The 25,058-nt window shown below is 68.7% G+C and carries 23 protein-coding genes and 1 pseudogene; 10 read left to right on the top strand and 14 right to left on the bottom strand.

Translation table 11 applies throughout. From position 1 onward, the window contains the following. Positions 1–20: 20 nt before the first annotated feature. Together AMK31_RS00850 and AMK31_RS00845 are read left to right on the top strand one after the other, a co-directional pair. Positions 21–506, top strand: coding sequence for a heme-degrading domain-containing protein (locus AMK31_RS00850; protein WP_073938928.1), 486 nt, complete (start codon positions 21–23; stop codon positions 504–506). Positions 507–604: 98 nt separating this feature from the next. Further along, positions 605–1,480, top strand: coding sequence for an LLM class F420-dependent oxidoreductase (locus AMK31_RS00845; protein ID WP_073938307.1), 876 nt, complete (start codon positions 605–607; stop codon positions 1,478–1,480). Between the two features lie 32 nt (positions 1,481–1,512). On the opposite strand, the gene AMK31_RS00840 is transcribed toward AMK31_RS00845, so the two are convergent. From AMK31_RS00840 to AMK31_RS00825, 4 genes are all read right to left on the bottom strand, one after another. Further along, entirely contained in the window at positions 1,513–2,370 is an 858-nt protein-coding gene (locus AMK31_RS00840) for a fumarylacetoacetate hydrolase family protein (RefSeq protein WP_073938927.1), read from the bottom strand. A gap of 149 nt (positions 2,371–2,519) precedes the next feature. Next, positions 2,520–3,239 carry a YidC/Oxa1 family membrane protein insertase gene (locus AMK31_RS00835; RefSeq protein ID WP_073938306.1) on the bottom strand — a complete coding sequence of 240 codons (720 nt, stop codon included), beginning with the start codon at positions 3,237–3,239 and terminating at the stop codon, positions 2,520–2,522. 125 nt (positions 3,240–3,364) lie between these two features. After that, on the bottom strand, positions 3,365–3,676 hold the full coding sequence (locus tag AMK31_RS00830) for a DUF6412 domain-containing protein (RefSeq protein ID WP_073938305.1): 312 nt from the start codon (positions 3,674–3,676) through the stop codon (positions 3,365–3,367). A gap of 160 nt (positions 3,677–3,836) precedes the next feature. Continuing rightward, the gene (locus tag AMK31_RS00825; protein WP_198948392.1) at positions 3,837–4,520 is read right to left on the bottom strand and encodes a DUF899 family protein; all 684 of its coding nucleotides are present in this window, start codon (positions 4,518–4,520) and stop codon (positions 3,837–3,839) included. Positions 4,521–4,856: 336 nt separating this feature from the next. Between AMK31_RS00825 and AMK31_RS00820 the strand changes: the two genes are divergently transcribed. From AMK31_RS00820 to AMK31_RS00800, 5 genes are all read left to right on the top strand, one after another. Continuing rightward, on the top strand, positions 4,857–5,873 hold the full coding sequence (locus tag AMK31_RS00820; RefSeq protein WP_073938304.1) for a hypothetical protein: 1,017 nt from the start codon (positions 4,857–4,859) through the stop codon (positions 5,871–5,873). A gap of 113 nt (positions 5,874–5,986) precedes the next feature. Further along, positions 5,987–6,379: a very short patch repair endonuclease gene (locus AMK31_RS00815; RefSeq protein ID WP_198948391.1), complete on the top strand. Its 393-nt coding sequence runs from the start codon at positions 5,987–5,989 to the stop codon at positions 6,377–6,379. Between the two features lie 138 nt (positions 6,380–6,517). Continuing rightward, on the top strand, positions 6,518–8,632 hold the full coding sequence (locus tag AMK31_RS00810) for a helix-turn-helix domain-containing protein (RefSeq protein ID WP_073938302.1): 2,115 nt from the start codon (positions 6,518–6,520) through the stop codon (positions 8,630–8,632). Then, entirely contained in the window at positions 8,629–9,606 is a 978-nt protein-coding gene (locus AMK31_RS00805; RefSeq protein ID WP_073938301.1) for a hypothetical protein, read from the top strand. The genes AMK31_RS00810 and AMK31_RS00805 overlap by 4 nt, the downstream gene beginning before the upstream one ends. An 11-nt stretch (positions 9,607–9,617) precedes the next feature. Then, entirely contained in the window at positions 9,618–10,556 is a 939-nt protein-coding gene (locus AMK31_RS00800) for a DUF6339 family protein (RefSeq protein WP_073938300.1), read from the top strand. Positions 10,557–10,584: 28 nt separating this feature from the next. On the opposite strand, the gene AMK31_RS00795 is transcribed toward AMK31_RS00800, so the two are convergent. The 5 genes from AMK31_RS00795 to AMK31_RS00775 all read right to left on the bottom strand — a co-directional run bounded on the left by AMK31_RS00795 (position 10,585) and on the right by AMK31_RS00775 (position 18,599). Next, positions 10,585–11,781, bottom strand: a complete 1,197-nt coding sequence (locus AMK31_RS00795; protein ID WP_073938925.1) for a DNA cytosine methyltransferase — start codon at positions 11,779–11,781, stop codon at positions 10,585–10,587. Between the two features lie 41 nt (positions 11,782–11,822). Further along, complete coding sequence (locus AMK31_RS00790; protein ID WP_079186629.1) at positions 11,823–12,881, bottom strand: DNA cytosine methyltransferase; 1,059 nt, start codon at positions 12,879–12,881, stop codon at positions 11,823–11,825. Positions 12,882–13,006: 125 nt separating this feature from the next. Next, on the bottom strand, positions 13,007–15,988 hold the full coding sequence (locus tag AMK31_RS00785) for a Z1 domain-containing protein (protein WP_073938299.1): 2,982 nt from the start codon (positions 15,986–15,988) through the stop codon (positions 13,007–13,009). 53 nt (positions 15,989–16,041) lie between these two features. After that, positions 16,042–17,070 carry a PD-(D/E)XK motif protein gene (locus AMK31_RS00780; protein WP_079186628.1) on the bottom strand — a complete coding sequence of 343 codons (1,029 nt, stop codon included), beginning with the start codon at positions 17,068–17,070 and terminating at the stop codon, positions 16,042–16,044. Further along, positions 17,070–18,599 carry an ATP-binding protein gene (locus AMK31_RS00775; protein ID WP_073938298.1) on the bottom strand — a complete coding sequence of 510 codons (1,530 nt, stop codon included), beginning with the start codon at positions 18,597–18,599 and terminating at the stop codon, positions 17,070–17,072. The genes AMK31_RS00780 and AMK31_RS00775 overlap by 1 nt, the downstream gene beginning before the upstream one ends. Positions 18,600–18,793: 194 nt before the next feature. Between AMK31_RS00775 and AMK31_RS41245 the strand changes: the two are divergent. Continuing rightward, a pseudogene (locus AMK31_RS41245) lies at positions 18,794–18,951 on the top strand (IS5/IS1182 family transposase); the annotation flags it as partial. A 303-nt stretch (positions 18,952–19,254) separates the two neighbouring features. Here AMK31_RS41245 and tgmC read toward each other — a convergent pair. The 4 genes from tgmC to AMK31_RS00755 all read right to left on the bottom strand — a co-directional run bounded on the left by tgmC (position 19,255) and on the right by AMK31_RS00755 (position 22,170). Continuing rightward, positions 19,255–20,463: an ATP-grasp peptide maturase system methyltransferase gene (gene tgmC, locus AMK31_RS00770; protein ID WP_079186627.1), complete on the bottom strand. Its 1,209-nt coding sequence runs from the start codon at positions 20,461–20,463 to the stop codon at positions 19,255–19,257. Continuing rightward, positions 20,453–21,415 carry an ATP-grasp ribosomal peptide maturase gene (gene tgmB, locus AMK31_RS00765; RefSeq protein ID WP_073938922.1) on the bottom strand — a complete coding sequence of 321 codons (963 nt, stop codon included), beginning with the start codon at positions 21,413–21,415 and terminating at the stop codon, positions 20,453–20,455. Before tgmB ends, tgmC begins: the two co-directional genes overlap by 11 nt. Positions 21,416–21,420: 5 nt before the next feature. Further along, entirely contained in the window at positions 21,421–21,690 is a 270-nt protein-coding gene (gene tgmA, locus AMK31_RS00760) for a putative ATP-grasp-modified RiPP (protein ID WP_073938297.1), read from the bottom strand. A gap of 156 nt (positions 21,691–21,846) precedes the next feature. Next, positions 21,847–22,170: a hypothetical protein gene (locus tag AMK31_RS00755; RefSeq protein ID WP_143204194.1), complete on the bottom strand. Its 324-nt coding sequence runs from the start codon at positions 22,168–22,170 to the stop codon at positions 21,847–21,849. Positions 22,171–22,348: 178 nt separating this feature from the next. Here AMK31_RS00755 and AMK31_RS00750 point away from each other — a divergent pair, with 178 nt between their 5' ends. Then, complete coding sequence (locus AMK31_RS00750) at positions 22,349–23,614, top strand: helix-turn-helix domain-containing protein (protein ID WP_143204193.1); 1,266 nt, start codon at positions 22,349–22,351, stop codon at positions 23,612–23,614. Further along, on the top strand, positions 23,611–24,162 hold the full coding sequence (locus tag AMK31_RS00745; RefSeq protein ID WP_073938295.1) for a GNAT family N-acetyltransferase: 552 nt from the start codon (positions 23,611–23,613) through the stop codon (positions 24,160–24,162). Before AMK31_RS00750 ends, AMK31_RS00745 begins: the two co-directional genes overlap by 4 nt. Positions 24,163–24,174: 12 nt before the next feature. Here AMK31_RS00745 and AMK31_RS00740 read toward each other — a convergent pair whose 3' ends face one another. After that, on the bottom strand, positions 24,175–24,963 hold the full coding sequence (locus AMK31_RS00740; RefSeq protein ID WP_241842496.1) for an alpha/beta fold hydrolase: 789 nt from the start codon (positions 24,961–24,963) through the stop codon (positions 24,175–24,177). Between the last annotated feature and the right edge of the window lie 95 nt (positions 24,964–25,058).

The following is a 25,058-nucleotide window of genomic DNA, read 5'->3' as shown; positions in this document are numbered from 1 at the left end:
CCACGCACAGCACGCCCGCGATGACCCCGAAGATCGCCCCCGAGCTGACCCCGAGCATCGAGGAGCTGGAGGCACAGGAACGGCGCCTGGTGTTCCGCCAGTTCACCCACGACGACGCCTGGGAGCTGGGCTCCCTCCTGGTCCGGCTGGCCCGGGAGCGCCAGGCCCCGATCGCCGTCGACATCCACCGCGCGGGCCAGCAGCTCTTCCACGCGGCGCTCGCCGGCTCCACCCCCGACAACGACGCCTGGATCGCCCGCAAGCGCCGGGTGGTGGAGCGCTACGGCTCGGCGTCCTACCTGGTCGGCGCCCGCTTCCGCGCCAAGGGCACCACGTTCGAGGAGTCCTCCCGGCTCGACCCGGACGAGTACGCCGCGCACGGCGGCTCCTTCCCGATCAACGTCGAGGGCGTCGGCGTGATCGGCGCGGTGACGGTGTCCGGGCTGCCGCAGCTGCAGGACCACCGGCTGGTGGTGGAGGCGCTGGAGGAGTTCCTGAAGATCTGAGGAACCCTCAAGAGGTTTGCTCGGGTCGGGAATCAGATGACAGGCCCCTCCGGTTGCACAGCCGTGACAGGACGCAGCACGCCGGAGGGACCATCCACATGAGCACGCCCCTGAAGCCTCTCAAGGAGCAGATCGGCCGGTACGGCGTCTGGAGCGTCGGCCTGCGCTCCGAGGACCCGGCCCGCTCCGGTGAACTCGCCGAGGCCGCCGCCGAGCTGGAGGAGCTGGGCTACGGCGCGGTCTGGCTGGGCGGCAACAGCGCCGCCCACCACGCCGCGCCGCTGCTCGCGGCCACCTCGACGCTCACCTTCGGCACCAGCATCCAGAGCATCTGGCAGTACGAGGCCGCCGGCAGCGCCGCCTCCTTCGCCGAGCTGGAGGCCGCCCACCCCGGCCGCTTCGTCCTGGGCCTCGGAGTGAGCCATGCCCAGCGGACCGAACAGTACCGGCGGCCGTACTCGTCGCTGGTCGCCTACCTGGACGGGCTCGACGAGGCGGGCGTACCGGCGGAGCGCCGGGTCCTGGCGGCCCTCGGCCCGAAGGCCCTGGAGCTGTCCCGCGACCGGGCGGCGGGGGCGATCCCGTACCTGGTGACGCCGGAGCACACGGCGCGGGCGCGGGAGATCCTGGGCGAGGAGCCGCTGCTGGCACCGGAGCTCGCGGTCGTCCTGGAACCGGACCCCGAGCGCGCCCGCACCCTGGCCCGGGAAGCCCTCGCCTACTACCTCACGCTCCCCAACTACACCAACAGCTTCCTCCGCCTCGGCTTCACGGAGGCCGACCTGGCGGACGGCGGCAGCGACCGGCTGATCGACGCGCTGTTCGCATGGGGCGAGGAGAAGGACGTCCGGGCCCGGATCGACGCGTTCGTCGAGGCGGGCGCGGACCACGTGGCGCTTCAGGTGATCGACGGCCGGGACAGGGAAACCCTCCCGAGGGAGGAGTGGAGGAAGCTGGCGTCCCTGCTGGCGTGAAGCCCTCTACGCCTCTACGCCCCCTACGCCCTCTACGCCCCCTTCAGCTCCTGCCGCTGCCGCCCAAGCCCCTCGACCTCCAGCTCGACCACGTCACCGGGCCGGAGATAGGGCTTGGGCTCGGGCTGCCCGAAGGCCACTCCGGCGGGCGTGCCGGTGTTGATGACGTCACCGGGGTAGAGAGTCATGAAGTGCGACAGGTAGCGCACGACCTCACCCACGGAGAAGATCTGCTCGGCGGTCGTCCCGTCCTGCTTCAGCTCCCCGTTGACCCACAGTTTCAGCCCGAGCTTCTGCGGGTCGGGCACCTCGTCGGCCGTCACCAGCCAGGGCCCGAGCGGGTTGAACGTCTCGCAGTTCTTCCCCTTGTCCCAGGTCCCGCCGCGGTCCATCTGGTACTCCCGCTCGGACACGTCGTGCGCCACCGCGTAGCCCGCGACATGCGCGAGTCCGTCCTCCGCGGAGTCCAGGTACCGCGCCGTACGTCCGACGACGACCGCCAGCTCGACCTCCCAGTCGGTCCGCGTCGAGCCGCGCGGCACCAGCACGGTGTCGTTCGGGCCGACCACGGTGTCCGCGGCCTTCAGGAAGACGACCGGCTCGGCCGGCGGCTCGGCTCCGGTCTCGCGGGCGTGGTCGTGGTAGTTCAGGCCGATGCACACGACTTTGCCGATCCCGCCGACCGGCGCCCCGATCCGCACCCCGGCCGCGTCCAGCACCGGCAGGTTCCCCGCGTCGGCGGCGGCCCGTACACGGCCCATCGCCGCGTCGTCGGCGAGCAGGGCGCCGTCGATGTCCGGCACGACACCCGACAGGTCCCGCAGGGTGCCCTCGGCGTCGAGCAGCGCGGGCCGCTCGGCCCCGGCCGTACCGACTCGCAGCAGCTTCATGATCACAATCTCCCTCGATCGCGGCAGCCCGCCGAGACGACGACCGGGTGCGGCGGCTCGCAGCCATCGGAGGACTTGGCCGATCCTCCAAGGTGCAGGTCCAGTCCGCAATACCCCGTTCACGTACTGGACCGGCGCCCGCCTCGGCGTCAGCGGTAGAGCACGGCCCGCTCGACGGCACTCCAGGTCGTACTGGTGACGACGTACAGCGCGGCGGCGAGCGGCACGACGGCCACGGTGACGAGGGTGAAGAACGACATGAACGGCATGACCTTGGTGACCGCCCCGATCCCGGGCACCTGCTGCCCGTCGCCCGCGGCCACCGGCACCATGGGATTGGCGGCCATCATGATCTTCGTACGCCGGTAGTTGAATGCGGCGACGGCGGTGACCAGGAGAAACAGCCCGGCGTACACGAGCCCCGCCGCACCGAAGACGCCGCCGGCGTCGAGGGCGTCGAACCACCGGCCCCCGAGCGGCGCGGCCAGCAGCTGGTGCGACAGCAGCTCATTGGGGCCGCCGCCGATCTCCGAGCTGGAGAAGAGGTGGTAGAGCAGGAAGAAGGCAGGCAGCTGCAGCAGCCCGGGCAGACACCCGGCCAGCGGCGACACCTTCTCCTTCTGGTGCAGCTCCAGCACGGCCCGCTGCAGCCGCTCGGGGTCCTTGCGGTACCGCTTCCGCAGCTCGGCGATCTGCGGCTGAAGCCGGGTCCGGGCCTTCTGCCCACGCGCGGCGGCCCGCGACAGCGGATGCACCAGCAGCCGTACCAACGCGGTGAACAGGACGATCGCGGCGGCGGCCGCGGAGCCGTGGAACAGCGGCTGAAGCAGGTCGGCGAGCCGCTCGACCAGGTTGGCGAAAACGGACATGGGTGGGTGAGCCCTCCGGGGGTCTCGTCGTGCCGGGGCGGAATACAACGGCATGACGACCCACACGCAGGGGTCAGGAGGGGTGCTACGAGTGCTGTGCTGCCTGCCCTGTGCTGCCCGCTGCCCTACGCGAAGGTCGCCGGGAGGGCACGCCCGGGCGCTCGGGGACGCCTTCGCCCCCGGGCGTCGGGATCGCGTTGCGGCAGGAACGCCGTACGTCTGTCCCGGTCCCGTATCGCGGTCCGCACCCGGGTAGGCGGCACGGCGGGCGCGCTGCGGGCGGCGATCAGCGAACAGACGGCCAGCGCGGACCCGGCAGCGGCGGTCGCGGCGAGCGCGACGGTCGCCGAGAGGCTGCCCGCGTCGAGCAGCACCACTTCGAGGAAGAGGAAGAGCAGCACGGCGACGGGACGCAGATTCGTCCGGGCCTGGAACATGGGCGGCTCCTCCTTTCGACGTTGCGCGGACCGGTACGTAGATGAGGACCGGTACGTAGATGCGGACCGGCACGTAGAGGAAGACGCCCGAGACGATCAGAAGGTTCCGGCTCGTGCGGACGCTTGGCGCCGGCGGCCCCACCGGTCCGGTCGTCGCTGGTCAGTACCCGAGGCTCGGGTACCAGTCGCCGCGGCCCTGCGGGGTCAGGTCGAGGAGGTGCCAGACGGGGGCCAGGAGGTCGATGCCGCGCTCGCCGATGTCGTCCGCCATGCGCGGATGGGCGGAATAGGAATGGCGGACCGTGCCGTCGCCGTCGCGCGTGAAGACGGAGACGGTGGAGTCCTGTTCGCCGTCCTCGTCCTCGCTGCCCAGGTCGTACTTGAACGTACTGTCGCCGCAGCTCAGGAGCCGTAGCCGGTGCCAGCCCCGGTTGCGGCCGTGCTGCCGGAGGGTGGGCAGGTCGGCTGCCGCGGCGATGACGAAGTCGGCGTTGCGGGCGACGTGGTGGGCGACGCCGTTGAAGCCGTCGATCCAGAGGGTGCACATCGGGCAGGGGTCGGTCTGCCGCTTGCCGTACATGAGGTGGTAGACGATCAGCGGACGGTCCGTGGCGGTGAACAACTCGCTCAGAGCGACCTCGCGGACCGGTGCGTCGCCGGCGTCGAGGTCGGCGGGCCCCTCGATGAAGACGTAGTCGTCGACGGGAGGCCCCGGGGGGAGCGCCCGCCGCTGGGCCGCGACCTTCTCGCGGTGGCGCATGAGCTCGATCTCCGCCAGGCGCAGCTGCTCGCGGGCGTCGAGGTAGTCCGACGATTCGGCGGCCAGTCTGGTGTGCCGCAACATCGCGTCCTCCTGGGGTGGCCGTCCCCCCGGTCCCCGGCCCGGAGCAGGAACTCTCAGCCCCGCGTCCCGAACCGCCTCCCCGAGTCTATGGCGCTCCACGATCCGCCGACAGTCGAGCCGAAGTCCGGCGCTGCCCGCTGATCCGCGAGCGGACCGAGGAAACGGAGGAGGCCGACCTCGTGTACTGGAACTGGAACTGGAACCGGAACTGGACCAGGCAGGGGCCAGATCCATCCGAGACGGGACAGCGCGGACAGCGCTGCCCTGAACCCGTCAGTGCAGCCTCGACCTGCAGATATCTCACCCTTGTCGGTTCCGGGCAGTACGGTGTCACCCATGCGCCCCGACACGCCCGCCGAAAACGTCGACCACCACGCCGAAGCGGCCCGCCTGGAGCGAACCGCAGGCCTGTATCCCGAGGACGCCGAGGCCCTTCTCCTGCGCGCCGCGGCCCATCGCGAACTGGCCGGCGACCGCCCCACGGCCTCCGCGCTCTACGACCGCCTGCTCTCGGCCCCGGCCGCCCTGGAGCATCCCCACCTGGTCCGGGCCCTGAAGGCCGCGAACCTCTGGGAGTACGGCCACGAGGCGGAGGCCCGCGCGATCATCGAGGGAATCAGGGTGGCCGCCCCGCGCGACCCGGCCCCCTGGGTGATCGTCGCGGAGGCCCTGGAGTCCCACGACGAGCTGGAAGCGGCGCAGGAAGCCCTGACGGAGGCGGCGACCCTGCTGCTGCCGCCCGGCACGGAACCCCCGTACTCCACCCACCCCCTCCTCTTCGCCCGCCACCGCGTCCGCCGCATGCAGGGCCTCCCCCACGACGACTGGGACACCCTCGCGGACACCCTCCACTCCCTCCCCGTCTCCCTCGACGAACTCCACGACCCCAAGCGCGTCTGGTCCCTCGGCTCGGAGAACCCCGCGGAACTCCAGGCGGAGATCTCCCGCCTCCAGGCAGAACTCGGCGCCTACCGCGAGGCCCTCTCCCGCCCGTTCCCGGTCGCGATCCTCCACTGGCCGGCGAACGAACTGGCGGAACTGGTTGCCGACTACCCGACCCTGTCCGCCGAGTACCCCTCCTACGACGAACACCTGGCGACCATAGAGTCCGCCCTACGCGAACTAGCCCTCTCCGGCACCCCCAACCTGGGCATCGTGACGGGGACGGTCCCGTCATACGAGGCCTTCGCCGCGTCGGAGGGCTCGTCCCCGTCCGACCCGACCCTGCTGCCCCAGTACGCGACGACGCTGGCGGCCCGGGGGCGGGCGGTGGCTTGGCCGCCGCAGCGGGGGGCTGAGTGCTGGTGTGGGGTGGGGCGGGTTTATGGGGAGTGTCACGGACAGGAGGCGTAGCAAGCGTCGACCGGCACACCGCCGGAGGCTGGCGTCGGCACCCAGGCAACAAATCCCATGACGAAGGAAAGGCACGGCGACCGGTGGAGACCACGCCTCAGACCCGTGCACGAATGAGCAGGCAGAAGAGCCGCAACACGGAAGTCGAGCTGGCGTTGCGGCGAGCCCTGCACGCGGCAGGGTTGCGGTATCGCGTTCACCGCAGGCCTCTGAAGGGGGTCAGGCGCGAGGCCGACATCCTGTTCGGTCCGGCGAAGGTCGCCGTCTTCGTGGACGGGTGCTTCTGGCACGGATGTCCGCAGCACGCCACGTGGCCCAAGGCCAACGCCGACTTCTGGCGTACCAAGATCGAAGGAAACCGGCGGCGGGATCGCGACACGGACGAACGCCTGGCCTCGGCCGGCTGGTTGGCGGTGCGGGTCTGGGAGCACGAAGATCCTCTTCAGGCCGCAGCTCGGGTGCGCGGTGTGATCGAGGCCCGACGCACGGGGATCGCGCGGCCGTGAGGGTGTGCCGGTCGACTGCCCAAGCACCGGCGCCAGATGCTTTTTGACGAATGATCCACTGTCAAAAACGCCTGCTAGCCTAAGTGGCCCAAGGCTGCATCCCGACCGGGATTTCCTGCGCCAGGAGGCGTGAGCACGATGTCCGAATCCGCGCCACCCGCCTCTCCCGGCGAGGCCTTCGGCCCTTGGCTGCGCCGTCAACTGCAGCGAGCCGACATGTCACAGGCCGAACTGGCGACCAAGGTGGGCAAGACCCGCGCTGCGGTCTCCGCCTGGATCACCGGTCGGGCGGAGCCGCGGGAGGAGACCAAAGTGCGCATCGCCGAGATCCTCGGCACCGATCTCGCCGCAGTGGTGACCCGTACGACCGACGTGTCCGGCAGCCGGCCGGTTCGCTGGCATCACCGCCGCGCGTACGCCGACGGCGGCCGGGAGTACGGCAACGCCGCCGCCTTCGCCTTCGACGCCGATCTGGCCGTACTCGCACGCGAGGCGACCCAGAACTCCCTGGACGAGCGTTACGACGACCACCGGCCGGTACGAGTGCAGTACACGCTGCACGAGTTGGACGGCACCCACCTCGACGCCTTCCTGGCCGCACTGCATTGGGACGATCTCCTACCGCACTTCGAGGAGGCCTCCCGAGGCGGGCAGAAGGTCTCTCGTGGCCTCCGGTCCGCTTTGGACGACCTGACGCAGGAGCGCAGGCTGCTGCTCCTGCGGGTGGACGACTACAACGCCGCAGGCCTGACCGGCCCGGAGTACGGCGACGGGCGGTTCGCCGCGGTGGTCCGCCGCCAGCTCGACAGTCACAAGGTCACAGGCGGACGAGCCGGCGGCTCGTACGGACTGGGCAAGGCCACTCTGTGGGCGACGAGCCGCTTCGGGCTCGTGCTGATCAATTCCACCCTGTCCGAGCCGCATGAGGGGCGCACCACCGGCCGGGTGGTCGGGCGTCTCGACCTTCCGTGGCACGAGGTGGGCGGCGAGTCGTACGCGGGTCCCGCCTGGCTCGGCGAGCCGGACACCGAAGCCGAGCACAAGGGCGTCTCCCGGTCCTGGTGGGCCGACGACGAGACCCTGCGCAGCCTGTATCTCGCCCGGTCGGAGGACGAGCCGGGCACGTCCTTCCTCATCGTCGGCGCCTACGACGCCTCGGGGGCCACGGAGTCCCTGCAGGAAATGCACGACAAGCTGGTGGAGTCGCTGGCCGACGACTTCTGGGCGGCGATGATCGGGGGGCGGTCCGCCGGTCCGCTTCTGGAGGCTCGCGTCACCACGCTGCGCAACGGAAAGGTCTACATCCCCGAGCAGCTGGTCGATCCCCGTACCCGCCACCCGGCGACCAGTCGGGCCTTGCAGGCCTACCTCGACGGGAACACCGTCGAGGAACTGACCTCCGCGGACCAAGTGGTCCGAGCCGACGTGCCCTTGATCGTCACCCCTGTCAAGGGACGAGGCCGCTCCCGCGACAAGGGCCGCGAACACCCGGCGGTGCTGCTGCTCACGCCCGCCGATGGCAACGACGCGCAGTTCAACCGAGTCGTCTGCATGCGCGGCAACCGCATGACCATCACCGAGCAGCGTCCTCGGGACCTGCCTCTGGGCACCCCCGCCTTCCAGGCCGTACTGCTCGCGGGTTACGCGACCGGGCGGGAGGGCGAGGACGTGGCGCTCGCCGAGGCGTTCCTCCGCGCTTCGGAGCCGCCCGAGCACGATCGATGGGACCGGACCCAGGAACTGACCACCACGTACGAGCGTGGTGCGCTGTCCCGACTGAAGGAGTTCCGTTCCGCGATCGACAAGACGGTCCGATCACTGCTGGGCAAGAGGGAGATCACGAAGACCGGAGGACCGGCCGTACTCCGCGAGTTGCTGAAGCTCGACATGGGGTCGGGCGCCGGTGCCCGTCGCGCTCATTCGTTCCCGACCGTCCGAGACGTCGACGCACGCATCGACGACCGCGGCGCCTGGCACGTCACCGTCCACCTGCGGTTGCCGGAGGCCGCCGACCCCTGGGTCCTGGCCCCGATCGCCAAGTTCGACGTGCGATCGGGCGGTCGACCGTCCGTTGACTGGGAGCTGCTGGTCGGTTCCGAGACGTGCCGCGCGGAGAACGGGTTGATCATCGTCGAACCCGGCGTGCGCGCGGCGGTGTTCAGCGGTGTCACCGACCCGGCGACCCATCCCGTCCGGGGTGCCTACGCCCGACTGACGGTGGACGTGCCCAAGGCTCGCGGAGGTGCGGCGTGAAGCCGGTTTTCCCCTACCCCACCCTCCTGGGCGACGTGCTGTGCGACGTCGTCTCGGTGCGTGTCGACGGCAGGCCATTGCCCTACACGAGGGTGTCGCCCGACGAGCGGGTGGTCGCCCTCCACGAGTCGGGACGCGCCGGGTGGGAGGAAGCCGTCATCGACCTCAGGGCGACGCTGCCGCAGGAGGAGCTGCGGGATGGCTCGTGGCAGGACACGACCTGCCTCGCCGTGCTGGGCGAGAAGGCCACCAACGCACGCACGACGGTGCGTCTCCTACCGGGGGCGAACGGCACGTGGACCGGCTCGATCACCCTGTCCCGCGCGTCCCACATGCGACGCGCCACTCTCTCCGTCCTGGTCGTCGCCACGGTGGACGGGGTTCCGGGACGACTTGTCGGTTCCACCGAGCAGGACTGGTACGTCGACCTGAAGGAGGCCACCCCGGTCCGCCAGCGCGATGTCGAGATAGTGGAGGTCGACTTCCGGGAAGAGTCGCCTACGTGGCTGCGTCAGTTCGAGGATGCGGCCTGGGTGGTGGAGACGTCGGACGACATGCCACGGGTCTATCTCAACACCAGCGCGGTCGAAGGACTCATGGCCGTGATGCGCAGCCCCGGGGGCAGTGCGACGGAGCGGGTGATCCGGGAGCTGACGGCCTCGCAAACCGCGCAGGACGCCTGGACGGCGATGTTCCACACCGCCATCAGCGATCTCGACGTCGACGAGGACGGCACCCCGGTCATGCCCACCGGCTGGCGCGAGGCCGTGCTGCGGGCGATGCTGCCCGACGTTCTGCCGGGCCGTGAGCCGACCGACGCCTTGTTCGAGATCAACGAACGGCGCACGAAGGGCTTCGGCTGGTCGGAGCTGCAGACGTACGTCCAGTACGCGGCGGGGCGCCGCGCCAAGATCACCAAGAAGTTGACCACCGCGGTACGCACCGCCGACCGCGCCGAGAGGACCGCCGACTGATGCCGCGCCGTATGCCTTTCGACATCCCGCCGGTGCTCGGTCTGTTGCCCGATGCCGCCGTCGCGAAGCACTTGGGCCGCGGAATGCAGTCCGGGCAGGAGAACCCGCCCCAGGTCGCTCTCCGCAAGTCGAGCACCTCACCTCCGGGGCACGAGAGCCGGTGGCTCACCGCGCCGATCCGCGAGCTCCTCGACAAGGCGATGGAACGGTTCGACGACAACCGGACGGCCGCGGACGGTTGGCTCGCCCCCCGCCTGCACGCCACCCTTCGGATGACGCGCGCCGAGGCCGGCGACGCCAGGCTGTGGAACCATCTGGCCATGCTCGTCGCCCCGGACTATGTGGTCTGGCGTCACAAGGGTAATGAGATCGCGCAGAGCTCCCGCTTCTCGGGCCCTCACTACACCCAGTGCTTCTCCCGGCTGTGGTGGGTCGCCGAGCTCTTCCGGGACGGACCGGACTACCGGCCGGTCGAGGTCGCCTGCAGCGTCCAGGATGTGCTCAACACCACGCTTCGCCTGGACGTCATCGATCATCGGCCCACCGCTCAGGCTCTCGTCCGCGTTCTCGGCGATCTCATCGCCGCCGGCAAGCCCCGCCCCGGCGACCATGTCAACGCGCTCTCGTCCGCGGTCAACGCTGCGGGCAGCACTCTCGTCTACGACGTCCTGGCGCCGGACACCCCCCAGCTCGTCGAAGAACTTCAGGACTGGATCGCCGAGGACGCACCGGCCGTTCCCTGGGACAGCCTCCCCAAGGGCCCGAACGACGGCAGCGTTCCCGTTACATCCGTCGAGGCGCTGCTCCCCCTGTTCGAGAACCTGCTCGCCGAGGCTCCCATCCGTCGCCGCGGTCGGACGACGGAGGATTCGGGCGACGAGACGCCCGACGTACCGGGCCAACGCGCCGGCGTGAGTCTGGACAAGGACCTGCCGACCTGGATGAGGTAGCTCGGCGGCCGTAGCGGTTCGTCCGAGGTCAGGACGGCGAGTCGGGCACGGCGGCGCTGTCGGCCTCGCCCCGCGGCCACCGCAGAAGTCGCTCCCAGACGCCCTCGTCCGGAGCACCGAGGTCGAGCGCCGCGCTCAGGACGTGTACCCCGAACCTCGGGGGCACGGCGTTTCCGATCTGTTGAGCCTGGTCACTTCCACGCCACGGGTAGCGGTAGGGGAAGCTCTGGAAGACACCGGCTTCCTCGATGGTGAACCGATCCATCTCCGACTCGCGGGGATCGGCGCTGACGATGCGATTGCGGCTCCATTTGCCCGTGATCGTCGCCGACGGCTGATCCGACTCCCTACGCCCTCGAGCCTTGGGGTCGCCTCCGCTGCCGTAATTGGAAACGACACGGAACGGCATGGGGCGTCGTCGGGCCTCCGGTACCTGCCGATACACGTCGTCGAGGGCGTTCTCCATGGAGATCCACGGACCACGGCCGAACAACATGTCGGCAGGTACCGTGCCCTTGCGGTACTGCTGATGCGTCGGCGCGGGCAGTCGCGCGGGCAGACTTCCGTGCCGTGCCACGAGCACGGCACGGCGGCGGGTCTGAGGCACGCCGTACTGCTCCGTGTGGAAGACCCTGGCATCGGTTTCGTAACCGATGTCCTGCAGCACCTTCTCGTACTCGTGCCACACCTCGATCACGGCCGGGACCTGCTCCAGGACGATCACCTCGAAGGGCCTCGGGGTCTCCTCGCCGTGACGAGGACGCAGCATGGCCTCCAACGCCCATCGCAGTGGCTCGAGGACCAGGCCCGTACGCTCGTCGTCGAGCTTCTCCAGCTCTCGCTGGATGTCCTCCCAGGTCTCGCCCGTCTTGTCCGCTATCTCCCGCTTGTACCAGGCGTGCATACGGCTGATGAATCCGGTGACCAAGTCGAGGGCCTTGCGGCCGGTGCCGTTGCCCGCGATGGAGAACGTCTGGCACGGCGGTCCGCCGGCCAGTACGTTGCAGTCCGCGAATTCCGCGTTGCCGGGCCCGTAACGCCTGACGTCCCCGTGTACGGTCGGCAGCCCGGCCGCGAGCCGCGTGGCCACTGCGTCGTCGTCCCACTCGATCCCGATCGAGGGGATGTCCAGGACTTTCGCCGCCAGATCCAGGCCGCCGGGCCCCGCGAAAAGATCGACGATGTGAAAACGCCCACGAGGCGGGTCGGGCGGCGTGCTGGTCATGGTGCGGCATTCTATCGGCCGATCGGAGGCGGACGGCGCGGTCATCGTCCGGTCACCCGTATCGGGTTCTCACGCTCGGTACGCAGGGCACGGGCGATGGATTCCCCCAATGCCCGGGCGAGCGGTGGCGGCGTCGCGTTGCCGACTTGTCGGTACCGGGCCGTCTTCCGCCCGGCGATCCACCACTCCGGCGGGAAGCCCTGTACCAACGCCACCTGTTCGACGGTGAGCGGCACGAGGCCGGCACGGCCGAGGGCGGGATTCCAACAGAAGTCCGCGGCCGGCACCTCGTCCGCGACGGTGCCGCCGTCCACCCCGATGCGCGCCCACTTCTGCTTGGCCCCGGTCGGGCCGAGGTCGGCTCCGCCCCGGTCCCAGGAACCACCGACGACGGTCGGGGCGATCACGTCGGCTTGGTCGGCCCACTTGTCGGCATCGGGCCAGCCCCGCACGCCCATCGAGTCGCGGAGCGTCCCACCCACGGTGCGACGCGGCCCGGCATGCGGTCGCGGCCACCGGAATCGTTCGATCAGGTCGCCCTTGAAGGCGACGAGAAGCCCCACCTCGCGACTCTGGGGAACGCCGTGGTCCTTGGCGTTCAGGACGTTCCACAGGTACCTGTAGCCGAGATGGCGGAGCTCTTCGGCGACGAACTCGCGGATCGGTGCGTAGTCACTCCTGCGCACGAGATCCGGCACGTTCTCCAGCAGGACGGCGCGTGGCTGAACGCCGTAGATCAAATCGACGGCCGCCCTGAGGACGGACAGTTCCCGGTCGTCGCTCCGCGTCCGAGCAGCGGTGGCGGGTGATTTGACCCGGGGCAGGCCGCCCGAGAGCAGGTCGACGTCGTACACCTGCTCGTCGTCGGCGGGATCGAAGTCGAGGAGGTCGATTTCTCGGACGTCCCACTGCGGGCGGTTGGCGCGAAGCGTCTGGCAGGCGATCCCGCGGTCGTCCAGGAGCAGGACCGGATCGAATCCGGCCTGCTCCAGCCCCAGCGCGAGACCGCCCGCACCCGCGCAGATCTCGAGTGATCTCAGGCGACTCGCCGGCTGCCCGCCGTCGTGGTCTGCGGAAGCCGCTCCATTTCCCCGGGTCATGGTTCTGCCACCCTCCCGTCGCCCCCCGGCGCACGAACGCTCGCACGCCCTCTGCCCTACCCACGTGCAAGATCCACTCCAAATGAGGGTAATCGTCGGCCGGGTGGCGCGTCAGGGCCTCGGCGTCACTGGGCGTCGATGATCGCCTGTCCTTCCTTCGACCGGTCGACCGTGGTGAAGCGCAGCACTCGGCCGTCCGAGCCGCGGGCGGTGGAGGGGGCGACGAAGGAGAAGGTCATGACGATCTTCTCCGGGGCGAGTCGGCCGTCCCCGGTGATGTCGGAGCGGTGCTTGCCCTCGACCACGGGATACACGACCACCGCTCCCCTGCGCGGAGCCACCAGGCTTTCGGTGGCGAAGTCGCCCGAGTCGGCGAGGGCGCCGGCGATGCGCAGCGGAACGGCACGGTGCTTGGGCTCACTGATGGCGCCGAAGAGCGGATCGCGACGACGTTCACGGCTGAACCAGGCGAGGCTTCGCCCGCTGCCGCCGAGCGCCAGTCGCTGGCCGCGCTTGCTGTGTTGGGGAGCCACGACCAGCCAGTCGTCGACCCCGCGCGAGGAGGCATCGGTGATCTCCTCGAGGTACGCGAGGTGGGGAGCGAACTGGGAAGGCGCTCTCCAGCGCAGCTCGCGGACCAGATCCAGGAAGCTCTCCGCCGGGAGCGTTCCGACGAGTGCGTCGAAACGGTGGACACCGCCTTCACGGGTGTCGTCACCGGTGAAGTGGTAGGCGAGAGAGGTGACGTCGGTGGACAGCGCGTCGAGGACGGGTGTCCAGAGCTCGGTGTTCCGCCGCAGGTCGGCAACCTTGGTCGGGTAGGCCGTGGGCTCCTGCCAATGCCCGGGCGAGCGGAGTTCGACGAGGCGCGCGTTGTACATCTTGTTGGGACTCGTCGGCTTGAGCCAGGGCAGGTGCTGGGAGACGAGCGGCGGCACCTGGGCCGGCGTGACCTGGGGCATCCCGTCGACCGTCGTGGCGTACTGCTTCAGCTCGGCACGGAAGTTCTCCTCGTCCAGGCAGATCGCCTCGAACGCCGCATACAGGTCGATCTCCTTGGTGCCCATGGTCTCGGACCGGCCGAGGAAGAGGCGTACGAGGTCCCGGTAGCCCTCGCGGAAACCGAACCACCGCCCCATCTGCATCAGGGTGGAGGCATTGCCGGCACGGCGACGGAAGTACGAGACGGTGAGTCCTTCGACCGTGAAGCCTCGGGCGAGCTTCTGGCCGCCGATGAGGATCTTCCAGATGGGCCGCCTGTCGAAGTCGGCCTCGCCGGTCTCGATGTCCTTGTCCCCGTTGACGACGATGATCGGGTTGTCGTCCCCACCGATCCGGGTCACGGCCGGGCCGACGTAACGCGAGAGGACGTCGTACGACGGCGGAACGGCGTGGCCGTCGGCGCGGGCGGCCGAGACCGGGGCGATGTCGGTCTCGAAGAGCTCGCGCAGCCGTTCGTGACCGCTCGGCCCCATGTAGCCGGAGTTCCACCACATCCTGGTGACCTTGCCCAGGAGTTCCCGGTGCACCTCGGTGCGCACGGACTCGTGGATGAGCATCGTGTGATGCTGGAAGTACCTGTCGCCGAGCCCCCCTTCGTCCTCGCGATACAGCTTCATGGCCGCGGTCAGCACGAACATGTCCATGGCCCGCTGGAGACAGACGTCGTCCTCCGAGTCCTCGCCGGCCTCCACGGTGATGTTTCGCACGTGAGCACGCTCATTGGAGTTCGCGAAGGTGCGTTCCTCGGCCGGGACGGCGGAGTCGAGATCGTGGAAGTCACGTGCGCCCATGTATCCGTCGGGGCGAGGCAGGGAGACGATGAAGTCCTTGGGGAAGATGTCCTCGGCGTCGCTGGGGTCTACGAAGACGTTGGCGAACGGAGTGGCCGTGTAACCGACGTACTGGGCACGCGGCAGCATCCGGAGCAGTTCGGAGATCTTCTGGTTGATCGCGGTGCGCTCGGCGTCGGGCTTGGCGAGATCGGTGGTGTTGACCGAGGCCTCGTCGGACTCGTCGTCGATGATCAGTACGGGAATCTCGGCGAGTGGCGTCTTGATCTTCTTGAGGTCCTTCACCAGCTTGGTGAGGACGCTCTTGTTCTTCTTGACCACCATGAGGCGGGCCATCGACCGGTGCAGGTTGCGCGGGTCGTAAAGCGGCAGCGCGGGCTCCTGCTTCTCGAACTCGAGTGCCGTAATGCCCTGAAGCAGGCTCTTGTAGTCGTCGTCGCGGGTCGTGAGTCTCACGATGTCGAAGCCGCCACGCGTGGACGGCAGGGTGCCGAACGTCACGAACTTGCCCTGGTTCCAGGCGGGGTCGTTGGCGTAGTCGCACTCGTACTCGCTCGCTCCGCGCAGGATGTTCTCCCGGCCCACGAGTTCCATGTCGAGGCGCCGCTGGGTCTGGGCCCGCAGCATGTTGAGAGTGCCACCGAGAACGATCACCAGTCGGTAACCCGCGTCGACGGCCTTGGCGATGACTCCCGTGAAGTTGGCGGTCTTGCCCGACTGCACATACCCGACGACCAGCCCCTTCGACTGGTAGGCCGCCGGTTGGGTCGGATCTGCGAGCCGCTCGACCACGGCGTCGGTCGCGACGTCCAGGCCGGCGACGGCCTCCGCGGCCCACCCCTTCCCTTCTAGGTGGGTGCGGTACGACGGCCAGTACCAAGGCCGTCCCTGCCGGGACTGCGGGGTGTACCAAGGGGTGAACTCGTCCGTGATGACGACCGGCGCCTCGACCTTGGACACGGGGACGAGACCGTCCAGCAGCTTGCGGGTGTCCTCGGAGAGGCCGAGAAGGCCATAGACCTCGTCCCGCCGCGCCTCGGTGCGCTCGGGGCTCTTCGACCACGCGGGATCGGCTGCGAAGTCCCAGTCCGTGAGCCTCCTGCGCCACACCTCGACAAGCTGATCCGTCGAAAGGGCCCGCTCCAACGCGCTGCGCAGAGCCTCCTCGGTCGCCAGATCCTCGGCCTCGGGGCCCAGGTCCTCCGCCTGGTAGGCGAGCGCCCGCACCAGCTTCTTGGGACGGCTCGTGTGCATGTCCGAGAGGGCGGCGCTGTGCAGTTGCAGAAGCAGGAGGTCGGTGGGGCTGCTGGTCATCTTCTTCCTCGAGTTGCCGAGTGGCCGCCGAACGGCGTGTGGGAGCTGGTTCGTCAGGGGAGCGAGAGGTCGGAGAGGTCGATTATCGGGGGCTTCTCGACGTGTGGGAGCCCTGTCACGTCGACGACATACGTCACGTGATCGATCCGCCCGTCCGCGTTGCCGGGCAAGTCGCCTTCCGTGAGACGCGGCATGTCACCGGCTCGCAGCACCAAGGGACTGTCGCGAGGTGTCCAGCGTTCGTCGTCCGGTTGTTGCGAGTCCCACCCGGCTGCCTCGAGAAGTCGGTCCACGCTCCGCCCCAAGGCGATGTTCTCCGCGGCCGCGGCGTCGCGAGTCGCCTTGACCGAGTCCTTCAGGGTGCGTCCGCCGGTGCCCCCGCGAGTAAGGCGCAGGGACGCGAACCACAAGGGGCGCCCTGGCGTCGCGGAGAGCTGCCCGAGGCCATGGATGGTGTGCCTGCGCAGCTCGGATCCCGTCGTCTTGATCTCCAGGTCGGCGCCCTCCAGAGCGAAGTCGTGCTCTTCGCCCCTCGGTCCGACCCAAGCGTCGAGCGCCGCCTGCCAACCGACGTTCCGGGCCAGCCTTCCGAGAACGGCGAGTTCCCCGTGGAGCCCGAGCCGTCTCTCCAGCGACATCCCGCGAGGCCTGCCCAACAAGGCGCTCCAGCCGTGCACCGTCTCGTCGAAAGCCTGCTCCAGACTCCGTCCGTCGGTGACGATCCGGTCGGCCACGGCCAACAGCAGGTCGTGGAAGTCACGAAGCAGCTCCGCACCGGGCGTCGTGAAACGCGCCATCCGCCGGCCGGTCTGGGCGATCTGGTCGATGCGCACGGCGGGCAACGGTGAACGAGGAAGGCGGTGGCCGCCAGTGAGCTCCACATGAAGCGCGATGCCACGCCCGCCATCGGCTATTTCATACGAGACGAGGGGTTTGTTCGCGACGGAGAGCCGATAGCTCGCTGCGAGCCCCCGGCCCAGATAGTGCTCGACTGTTGTCCATGGCAGGTCGACCGGTTGGGCGGCGGGGGCCTTTGCCGCACCATCCGGCCTTTCTCGAGCACGTTCGTCGCCCGTCGCCATCAGTCGGCCACCCGGTCCAACTCCGCGCGAGCGGCGGCGACGAGAACCGACTGCCACAGCTCGATGTTGTCCTTGAGCCGACTGCCCATCCGCTCTCGCTGGAAGGCGTCCTGCATCAGGAGGTACATCAGGGACTTGACCATCGGAGCGTCGTTGAGGGATCCGCCGCGCCCTCCCAGAAGGGCAGCACGGTAGTGCTGGTTGAGCAGGAGGAGGTGGCCGTCCTGGTCGATTTCGAAGAACTTGTCGTTGGGCAGCTTCTGCCAACGAAACTGCAACGGCTCCTCGCCGGTCAGCACCGGCAGTTCCTCTTCGATCACCTGTCGGACCTGCGGGTCGACGCCCCGCCCAGGCGGAACGGCGGCCCTGCGCGTGACACCGGCACGCTTGCGGGCCTCCCGGTAGACGCGTTCGGCTTCCGACAGGTACTGCGCGAAAGTACGCCCTTGGTCGTCCTTGGCGTCCTCCAGGGAGGCGACGAACTCGGGGGACGCCTGCACTCCCTCCTTCTTCACGGTCAACCGGAAGACCGTGCCATCGGAGTCGTCCGGGAGGTCCACGGCCACTCGCGCGAGGGCCAGGTGCTGTTCGGGTTGGCGAAAGTTGTTCCAGCCGCCGGCCTGCACCAGCCGGTCGTTGCGGTAGAAGTAGAACCCTTCACGTTCCACCACCGCGCCGAACGCCTTGTACTCGTCGAGAGAGGAGCGCGGCGGCCAGATGTGGGCATCCAGACGCACCTGCCCCAGAGAGGGAAGGTCGACGGTGAAGTCACTCGGATAGGCCGGATCTCCGGAAACCGGGTATGCGAAGGGATCCAGCGACTCCACACCGTAGTTCGCGTATTCGATTCCGGTGCGGACATCCTGAATCGAGATGGTGATGTGGAAGTCGTCCCTCGCGAGAAAACGATGCAGGTGGAGCCCCAGGTGCAGACCGAGCTTGTTGACGGTCCGGTGCAGGTAGCGATCCGTTTGGCCACCACTGCCGTTCTGGGGGAAGTCCTTGACTCCGTCCCAGCGGACGATCGTTCCCTGGAAGGCGATCGGGCGCCCCTGGTAGAAGTCGATGAAGTCTTGAGCGTATTTCGGTTCGATGATGTCGCACTCGAAGCCATGCTTGGCACGCTCCATGAGCCAACGCCGACCTGCGGGCCTGGTCCGCTTGGTGCGACTCACGACCGTGACGGAGTTGGCGTGGCTGAGTGACGCGGACTTCAGGCCCGTGCCGAACATGCCCAGCGACCTCTTGTCGTAGCCACGACGCCCACCGACGGTCATGGCCACGTCGAGCTCATCCTCGTCCATGCCCTTGCCGTCGTCGACGATCACCAGACTGACGAGCTGATCACCGTCGCGAAGGAAGTGGATGACGACGTTCTGCGCCCCGGCGTCGATGCTGTTGTCGACCAAGTCGGCGATGGCGACGTCGAACCCGTACCCCTGACTGCTGAGCGCCTCCATGTAGCGCCCATCGGGAGGCAGCCGCTTGCTGCCGGCCGTGGGAACCTCGAACTGCCACTCGCTGACCATGACCTGCCTTATGGGGTGCGCGCCCGTTCCGGGACGAATTCAACATCATCATGATGCGATGCCGGAATGACGGTAGTCGACCCCTGCGGCAGCGGTCTGCGGAACGGTCGGTCGGACCCGAGCGGCGCCGATGCCCCTTGCAGCCCATGACGCGTGGTGTCTCGAGGAGGTCGTCGACGCTCTCGCCACATACCACCTGCTGGGCGGACAAGGGCTACTGCGGTGCCGTAGGCACGCTCTGTGTCCCCTACTGGACCGGTCCGGGCCGGCAGGCGGTCATGTCTCACGCAAAGATCCGGGCACTCGTCGAACAGCCCGTCGCCACCCACAATCCTGGCGCTCCCTGCGCAAGCCCTGCTGATCAAGGCACGCTCTTGACGGCCATGTTCATTTTGACGAGTCGCACCATTGGGAGGAGATTTGAGAAAGGTGAAGGTCCATGGCGGAAACCGGGAGTGAGAGCCATGACGGCCACCGTTCACCTCCTCCGCCTCAGCTGCAAGGAAACCGAAGACGCCGGCAACCATGCCGGACGGGTAAACGAAAACCACAAAGCCTCTGGTGGACACGGTTCTCTTGGTCGAAAACCCGTCTGCCAGAGGCTTTTGGTGTATATCGCGTCAACTGCCCAGCATGCGTGGGAGGTCGGGAAGGGCTAAATGTGGTGATCCCACCGCAGTTCGCTCTTCTCCCCGATCCGATGTGAGCGATTCCTGGCGGTGACCCTCCCGCCGCCGATCCAGTAGGTGTGCGCCCCTTCGGTGATGTGAAGTCGAACGGAGGCGATGTCGGGACGGCCGGCCTCCTGCCAAGCGGTGAGCGTCTGCTCGACGGTGTCCCACAGGGCGACCGGCCCGCCCTGTCGGACGACCCACTCTCCGGCATCGTCTTCGGTGAAGGCGGCGAAGGACTCACGGTCGATGTCGAACAGGTACAGAAGGTGGGTGCCGTCGGCGGCCCTGGCTCGCACGAGTTGGGTGCCGGGCGCTGACAGCTGGGCCAGGAACGCCGGCATCCAGTCCTCCAGCAGGGTCGGCGGGAGCTTGGTGGGGCGTTCGGTGTCGGCGTAGGCGGTGCGGGCGGAGAGGTCGCCGGACACGGGAGTCGTGGCTTGTGAGCGGGCCTGCATGAAGGAGGAGCGGCCGATGATGCGGCCTTCGGCGGTGCCGTCCTCGTTCACCGTGACTTTGGCGAGGCCGGTGCCGTAGGGCCAGGAGCCGAGGGTGGCCAGGATGATGCCGCCCGGCTTGGTCTGGCGGACCCAGGTGTACGGGATGCGGCGTACCGCGCAGGTGGCGATGACGCGGTCGTACGGGGCACGGGGCGGGTGGCCCAGGAGGCCGTCGCCCGTCACCGTCCAGGTGGAGAAGCCGATCTCCTCCAGGGCCGCGTCCGCGCGGGCCGCGACCTGCGGGTCGAGCTCGATCGTGGTGACGTTGTCCTCGCCGAGGCGGTGACAGAGCAGGGCGGTGGAGTAGCCGGTGCCGGTGCCGATCTCCAGAACCTTCTGTCCGTCGGTCAGGTCGAGGTCCTCGATCATGCCGAGCACGGTGACCGGTGTGGTGGAGGAGGACGTGGGTGTGCCCGTGACGGGCTCGGCCACCTGATCCGCGGTCCGGTGGCCGTCCAGTTGCGTGGCCAGTGATCGGTCGATGTACGCGATGTCCAGCCACTCCTCGGGAGCTGTTCCCAGAGCGGTGACCGGGCGCCAACGGCCACCTTCAGCGGGCAGGAACACGCCCGGGTTGAGGAACAGTTCGCGCGGCACGGACTCCACCGCCGCTCGCAGCCTCGGGTCTTTCAGCGCGCCGGCCGCCTCCAGCCGGTCGGCGAGTGCGCGCCGCTGTGGGGCGCTATCGGGCATCAGCATCGGCTTCTCCTTCGGCGAGCAGGTCGGCGAACGCGGCTGCCATCTCGAGTCCGGTCCTTTCCTCCAACCAGCCCCACTGACCGTTCGGGTTCAGCTCCAGCCAGTGGGGCTCGCCGTCGCGGTCCACAGCGAGGTCGAAGGAGCCGGAGCTGAGGCCGTAGTGGTCCAGGTAGGTGCGTAGGGCTCCCGCCAAGCGGTCCGGCAGATGTACCACGTCGTACGTGTGGCTGCTGTAGTCCTTGCGCCAGTCCAGGAGGTCGCACGTGATGCGTACGGCGAAGACGCGGCGCCCGACGATCAGCACCCGCAGATCCGCGACCTTGTCGACGCGGGCCTGAAAGAGGTGCGGGGTGATGCTCACCGTGTCGTCCAGTTCCTCCTCCCGGACTGGTTCGGCCCAGGATGTGAGGCCGACGCCGTCTCGCTCGTACGAGGTCCAACGCAGCGTCTTGTGGACGACCTGTCCGTGTTGATGGATGAACTGACGCGCTTGGTCGAGGTTGTTGGTCACGAGCGTCGGCGGCACCCGAAAGCCAAGACGGCAGGCGACCTCGAGTTGCACCGGTTTGTAGTCGGCCGCGGCGTTCCTGAGTGGATGGTTCACCCAACGGCAGCCACGTAAGGCGTAAAGGGCCCCGCCGAGGCCGTGGCGGACCTGGGCGGCGGCGAAGCGGGCGTCGACGTCCGACAGACTCTCGAAGCCCGGCCACATGGGGCGACGCCAATAGATCGCTCGTACGTCGTCCAGGTCGACGCTTCGTGACGACGTACGGAGCAGACCGGTCGAGCCGTCTCCGAAGCGTGCCGTCAGCGTCAGGGCGGCACCGATGTCGGCCGGGTTGAAACGGACCACCGGTACGGCGCGTCGGTTCAGGTGGCTGATCACCATGTCCGCCGTGACGTCGTGCGGCTCGGTGACCACCAACACGGGTCCTTTCTCCGTCACGGTCGTCAGTCCTGCTGACTGTCCTGGTCGTGGCCCTGGTCGGGCTGGGAGTCGAGGTTCGTGGCCGTGGCGGTTTCCGTGCCCGAACTGGTGCCGTGTTTGCCCATGTCGACGACCTCGCCGTGGTGGTCTCGGAAGATGCCGATCTGGGTGGTCGGATCGATGGTGACGGAGGCGTACGGCAGCTTCACCGTCGTGGGGTACGGGGCGAGGCGGCCGATGCCCCACGGGCGTACGGGGGTGAGGTCGTCGGCCGGGGTGGTCGGTGCGGGCATTGCTTCTCCTTCATTCGGTTTCGGTGTTCGGTGTTCGGTGAGCAGTCGCTTCGTGCAAGGCCACCCGCGTCAGGAGGTCACCCAAGTCGCCCTCGCCGGTACGAAGCTGAAGCGAGCGCTCTTCGCGAAGTGCCTCGCAGTCGGGGCAGCCGGCTTTCACCGGCTACGGGCCTCGACGTCGATGAACGCTTCCGTGCAGCGCGCGAGGTTCACGAGGTGCTGCCAGGCGGAGTACGCGGTCGCCTCGCCCTTCGGCCCCTCGGAGAGGAGCCGCGTGCCCAGGCGCCGCATCACCCGCACCGCCTCCCGCTCGTCGTCCCGGTACTCCGCGAGGAGGCGACGGAGGATGGCGGAGACGGCCTCGGTCCGCTGGAGTGTGCTGGGGAGCGAGGGGACGTCGAGGCGAGGGCGGGTGATGGGGCGGATCTCGGCGAGGATGTGCGTACGGTCGGGCTGATGGGCATTGGTCGGTTGAGTCACCGTCTCCACAACTGGGCTCCAGAGTGCGCGTTCGTCCTGTGACACACAGTGAACGGGCAGCAACGCTGTGATCGGCAGGAAATTCCGTCGCCGAGCCGCCCGCGCGCGACCGGAAAAACTGACCCGCTCTTTGCTCGGCGGAGGAGGCGCAGCCCATCTCGCCGTTACGGTGGACAGCGTGGCGGCCAGCAATCAGCAGCTCACGAAACGGATGCGTGAAGTCGGCCTCACGCAGGAGGAATTAGCCGAGGCCATGAACAGGGCGATCGAACAGGTCACGGGCAAGCCCGGCACCGTCTCCGCCCGTACGATCCACAACCTCACATCCGGAAAGACCCGGTGGCCGCAGGCCAGGCAACGTATGGCGCTGGAGGCGGTATTCGGGTGTTCCGCTATGGAGCTGGGGTTCGTGCCTCATGCACGATCCGCGGTTGACAACCCGATGTCCAGAGCTCAGCAGACCAAGGAGGAGCCTGTGCTCCGCCGAAGCTTCCTGACCGCCACATCCATCGCCGCTCTCAGCCCAGCCGCTCTTGGCGCCGCCGGCTCCTCCGGCAGGGTGGGTCAGTCGGACGTCAATATGCTCGCCGCCCAATTCGCGCTGATCATCGCCGACGACAACAAGTCCGGTGGCACTCATCAGGTCGAGCAGGATGCGATCGGCTGGGCTCAGCGGGCGTTGCATCTTCAGAAGACCAGGCCTGCCTCCCAGCGAGTGCGCGGCCGGCTCTATGGGTTGGCAGCGGCATTCACCGGCTCGGCGCTGTGGGCCGCCATCGACGGCGGACGTCTCGACCAGGCCCTGCGGCACCTGAACGAAGCGGTCGCCCTGGCCGGCCTGTCCGGAGACACTTCGATGCAGTTTCGGGTCTGGGGACATGCCGGAGCGCTGTACCGGCACATGGGTCAGTACACCAGCGCTCTCGCAGCCGACGAGGCGGCGAAGCGGACCAGGGCGGCTCGGGACCCGCTCTACGCCTCCCTCGTCCACGCCCGCACAGCCGTACATCACGCAGACCTGCACGACCGCCAGGCGACTCTGCGGTGTCTGGGCCTCGCCGAGACGGCGCTGAGCCGCGCGGACACCGAAGCACCGCGTCCGGCGTGGCTGAGCTTCTACGACTCCGCCGAGCTCCATCTGCTCGCTCTGACCGCCACGACCGCACTCGGCTTGTGGGAGGAAGCGGAGGCGCATGCGCATCACACACTTGCGAAGCTGCGGCCCGACATGAAGCGCAACCGCGCCCTCACACTGGCCTACCTCGCCCATGCCCAGCTGGGCCAGCGGGAGCCTGAGCTCGCCGTTGCCACCGCGCACAAGATCCCTGACGCGGCACGACACGGACGCACGGCCCGCCTCCTCAACACCTTCGGTCACCGGCTCCACACCCTCGCACCTCATGCGCCCGCCACCCGCGAATGGTTTGAAAAGGAGCTTCTGTGAACCTGGAGCTGCGGCACTACACCGACGTCGACCCGGTGCGGCAGACCATCGTGGACATCCACGTCGAGGTCCGTCAGCGCGATTTCGGTCTCGTCGGTCCCTTCTATTCCGCCGAGCGATTCGATGAGCGGCTTTCGGCGCACAGTGCGGTGGCGGGGTGGGAGGCGGTCGTCGCGTACGACGGCGGTGAGCCCGCCGGGTTCGCGTACGCCACCCCGCTCGGGGTCGGTACGCGCTGGTGGTCGGCCATGACGGGGCCGTTGCCCGAGGGGTACACCGTCGAGACTGGCAAGCGGACACTCGCGCTGAACGAGATCGTGGTGCGGCGGGCATGGCGGGGTACCGGGCTCGCTCACCGCATTCATGAGGAGCTTCTCGGCGGGAGGGGTGAGGAGCGCGTCACTCTGCTGGTCAATCCCAGGGCGGGTGATGGGAAGGTTCAGGCCGTTTACGAGCGGTGGGGGTACGAGAAGATCGGTGAGCAGCAGCCGTTTGCCGACTCGCCTGTGTTCGCATCGATGATGCGGGAGCCTCTGCGCAGGGGATGAACTCGCCCCTGCTCATGTGGTGAGCAGGAACTCCGCGATCGCCTCGTACAGAAGCCTCGGCTGGTCCAAGTGGACGTCATGGGCCGCCGCAGGGATCACCGTGGTTTGTGTGGCAGGACGGTGGGTCTTCATCTTCGTGAACTCAGCAGCCGGGATGGTGCCGTTCTCGCCTCGGATGGCGAGGGTCGGGCAGGTGAGCCGGGCCCATTCCTGCCAATAGGAGTGGGTGGCCAGTTCCTCTACCGCTGCGATCATCTGGTCTGGGTCGAAGCGGGGGTGCCAGCCGTCCTCCCGGTGTTCCAGGCCCCTCGCCCAGGCCTCGTGGCCCAGGAAGGCTTCCGCTACGGAAAGGGACTTGAAGGGGGTCGGCCAGGTGGACAGCCAGGCCGAGATCTCCTCCGGGAGTCTGGGGTTCGGGCCGCCCGGGCCGGCCTCGATGAGGATCAGGGAGGCGACCAGGTGGGGGTGGGTGGCTGCCGTCAGCATGGCGGTGTGGCCGCCCAGGGACTGGCCGATCAGGGTCACCGGGGGCAGGGAGAGTTCCGTGATCAGAGTCGCCGTGTCCGCCACGCAGGCCGCTCGGGTCATGGTGGGCGGGCGGCGGGTGCTCGCGCCGTGGCCTCTGGCGTCGTACTCGACGACCGTGTGGCCGTCCCGTAGGAGGAGATCCGTCAGGGCTGCCCATTCGGACATGTGGCCTGCCAGGCCGTGGAGGAGGAGTACGGGTGGGCGGGTGGCCTCGGCCGGGGTGTGGGTGCGGTAGGCGATCCGGGTGCCGTCCGGCATCGTGAGGTGGGGCAACTTCGCCTCCGTTCCTCCGGGTTGCTGGTGTGTGCTGTGGCGATTCTGTTGCCGGAGGTGTGGGTTCCGCCACTGCCGCCAGGCGAGCGGGCTGT

It is taken from the genome of Streptomyces sp. TSRI0107, assembly GCF_001905845.1.
Lineage (GTDB): Bacteria > Actinomycetota > Actinomycetes > Streptomycetales > Streptomycetaceae > Streptomyces.
The sequence above is the reverse complement of the archived record's forward strand: the minus strand, read 5'-3'. Positions and strand labels throughout refer to the sequence as shown.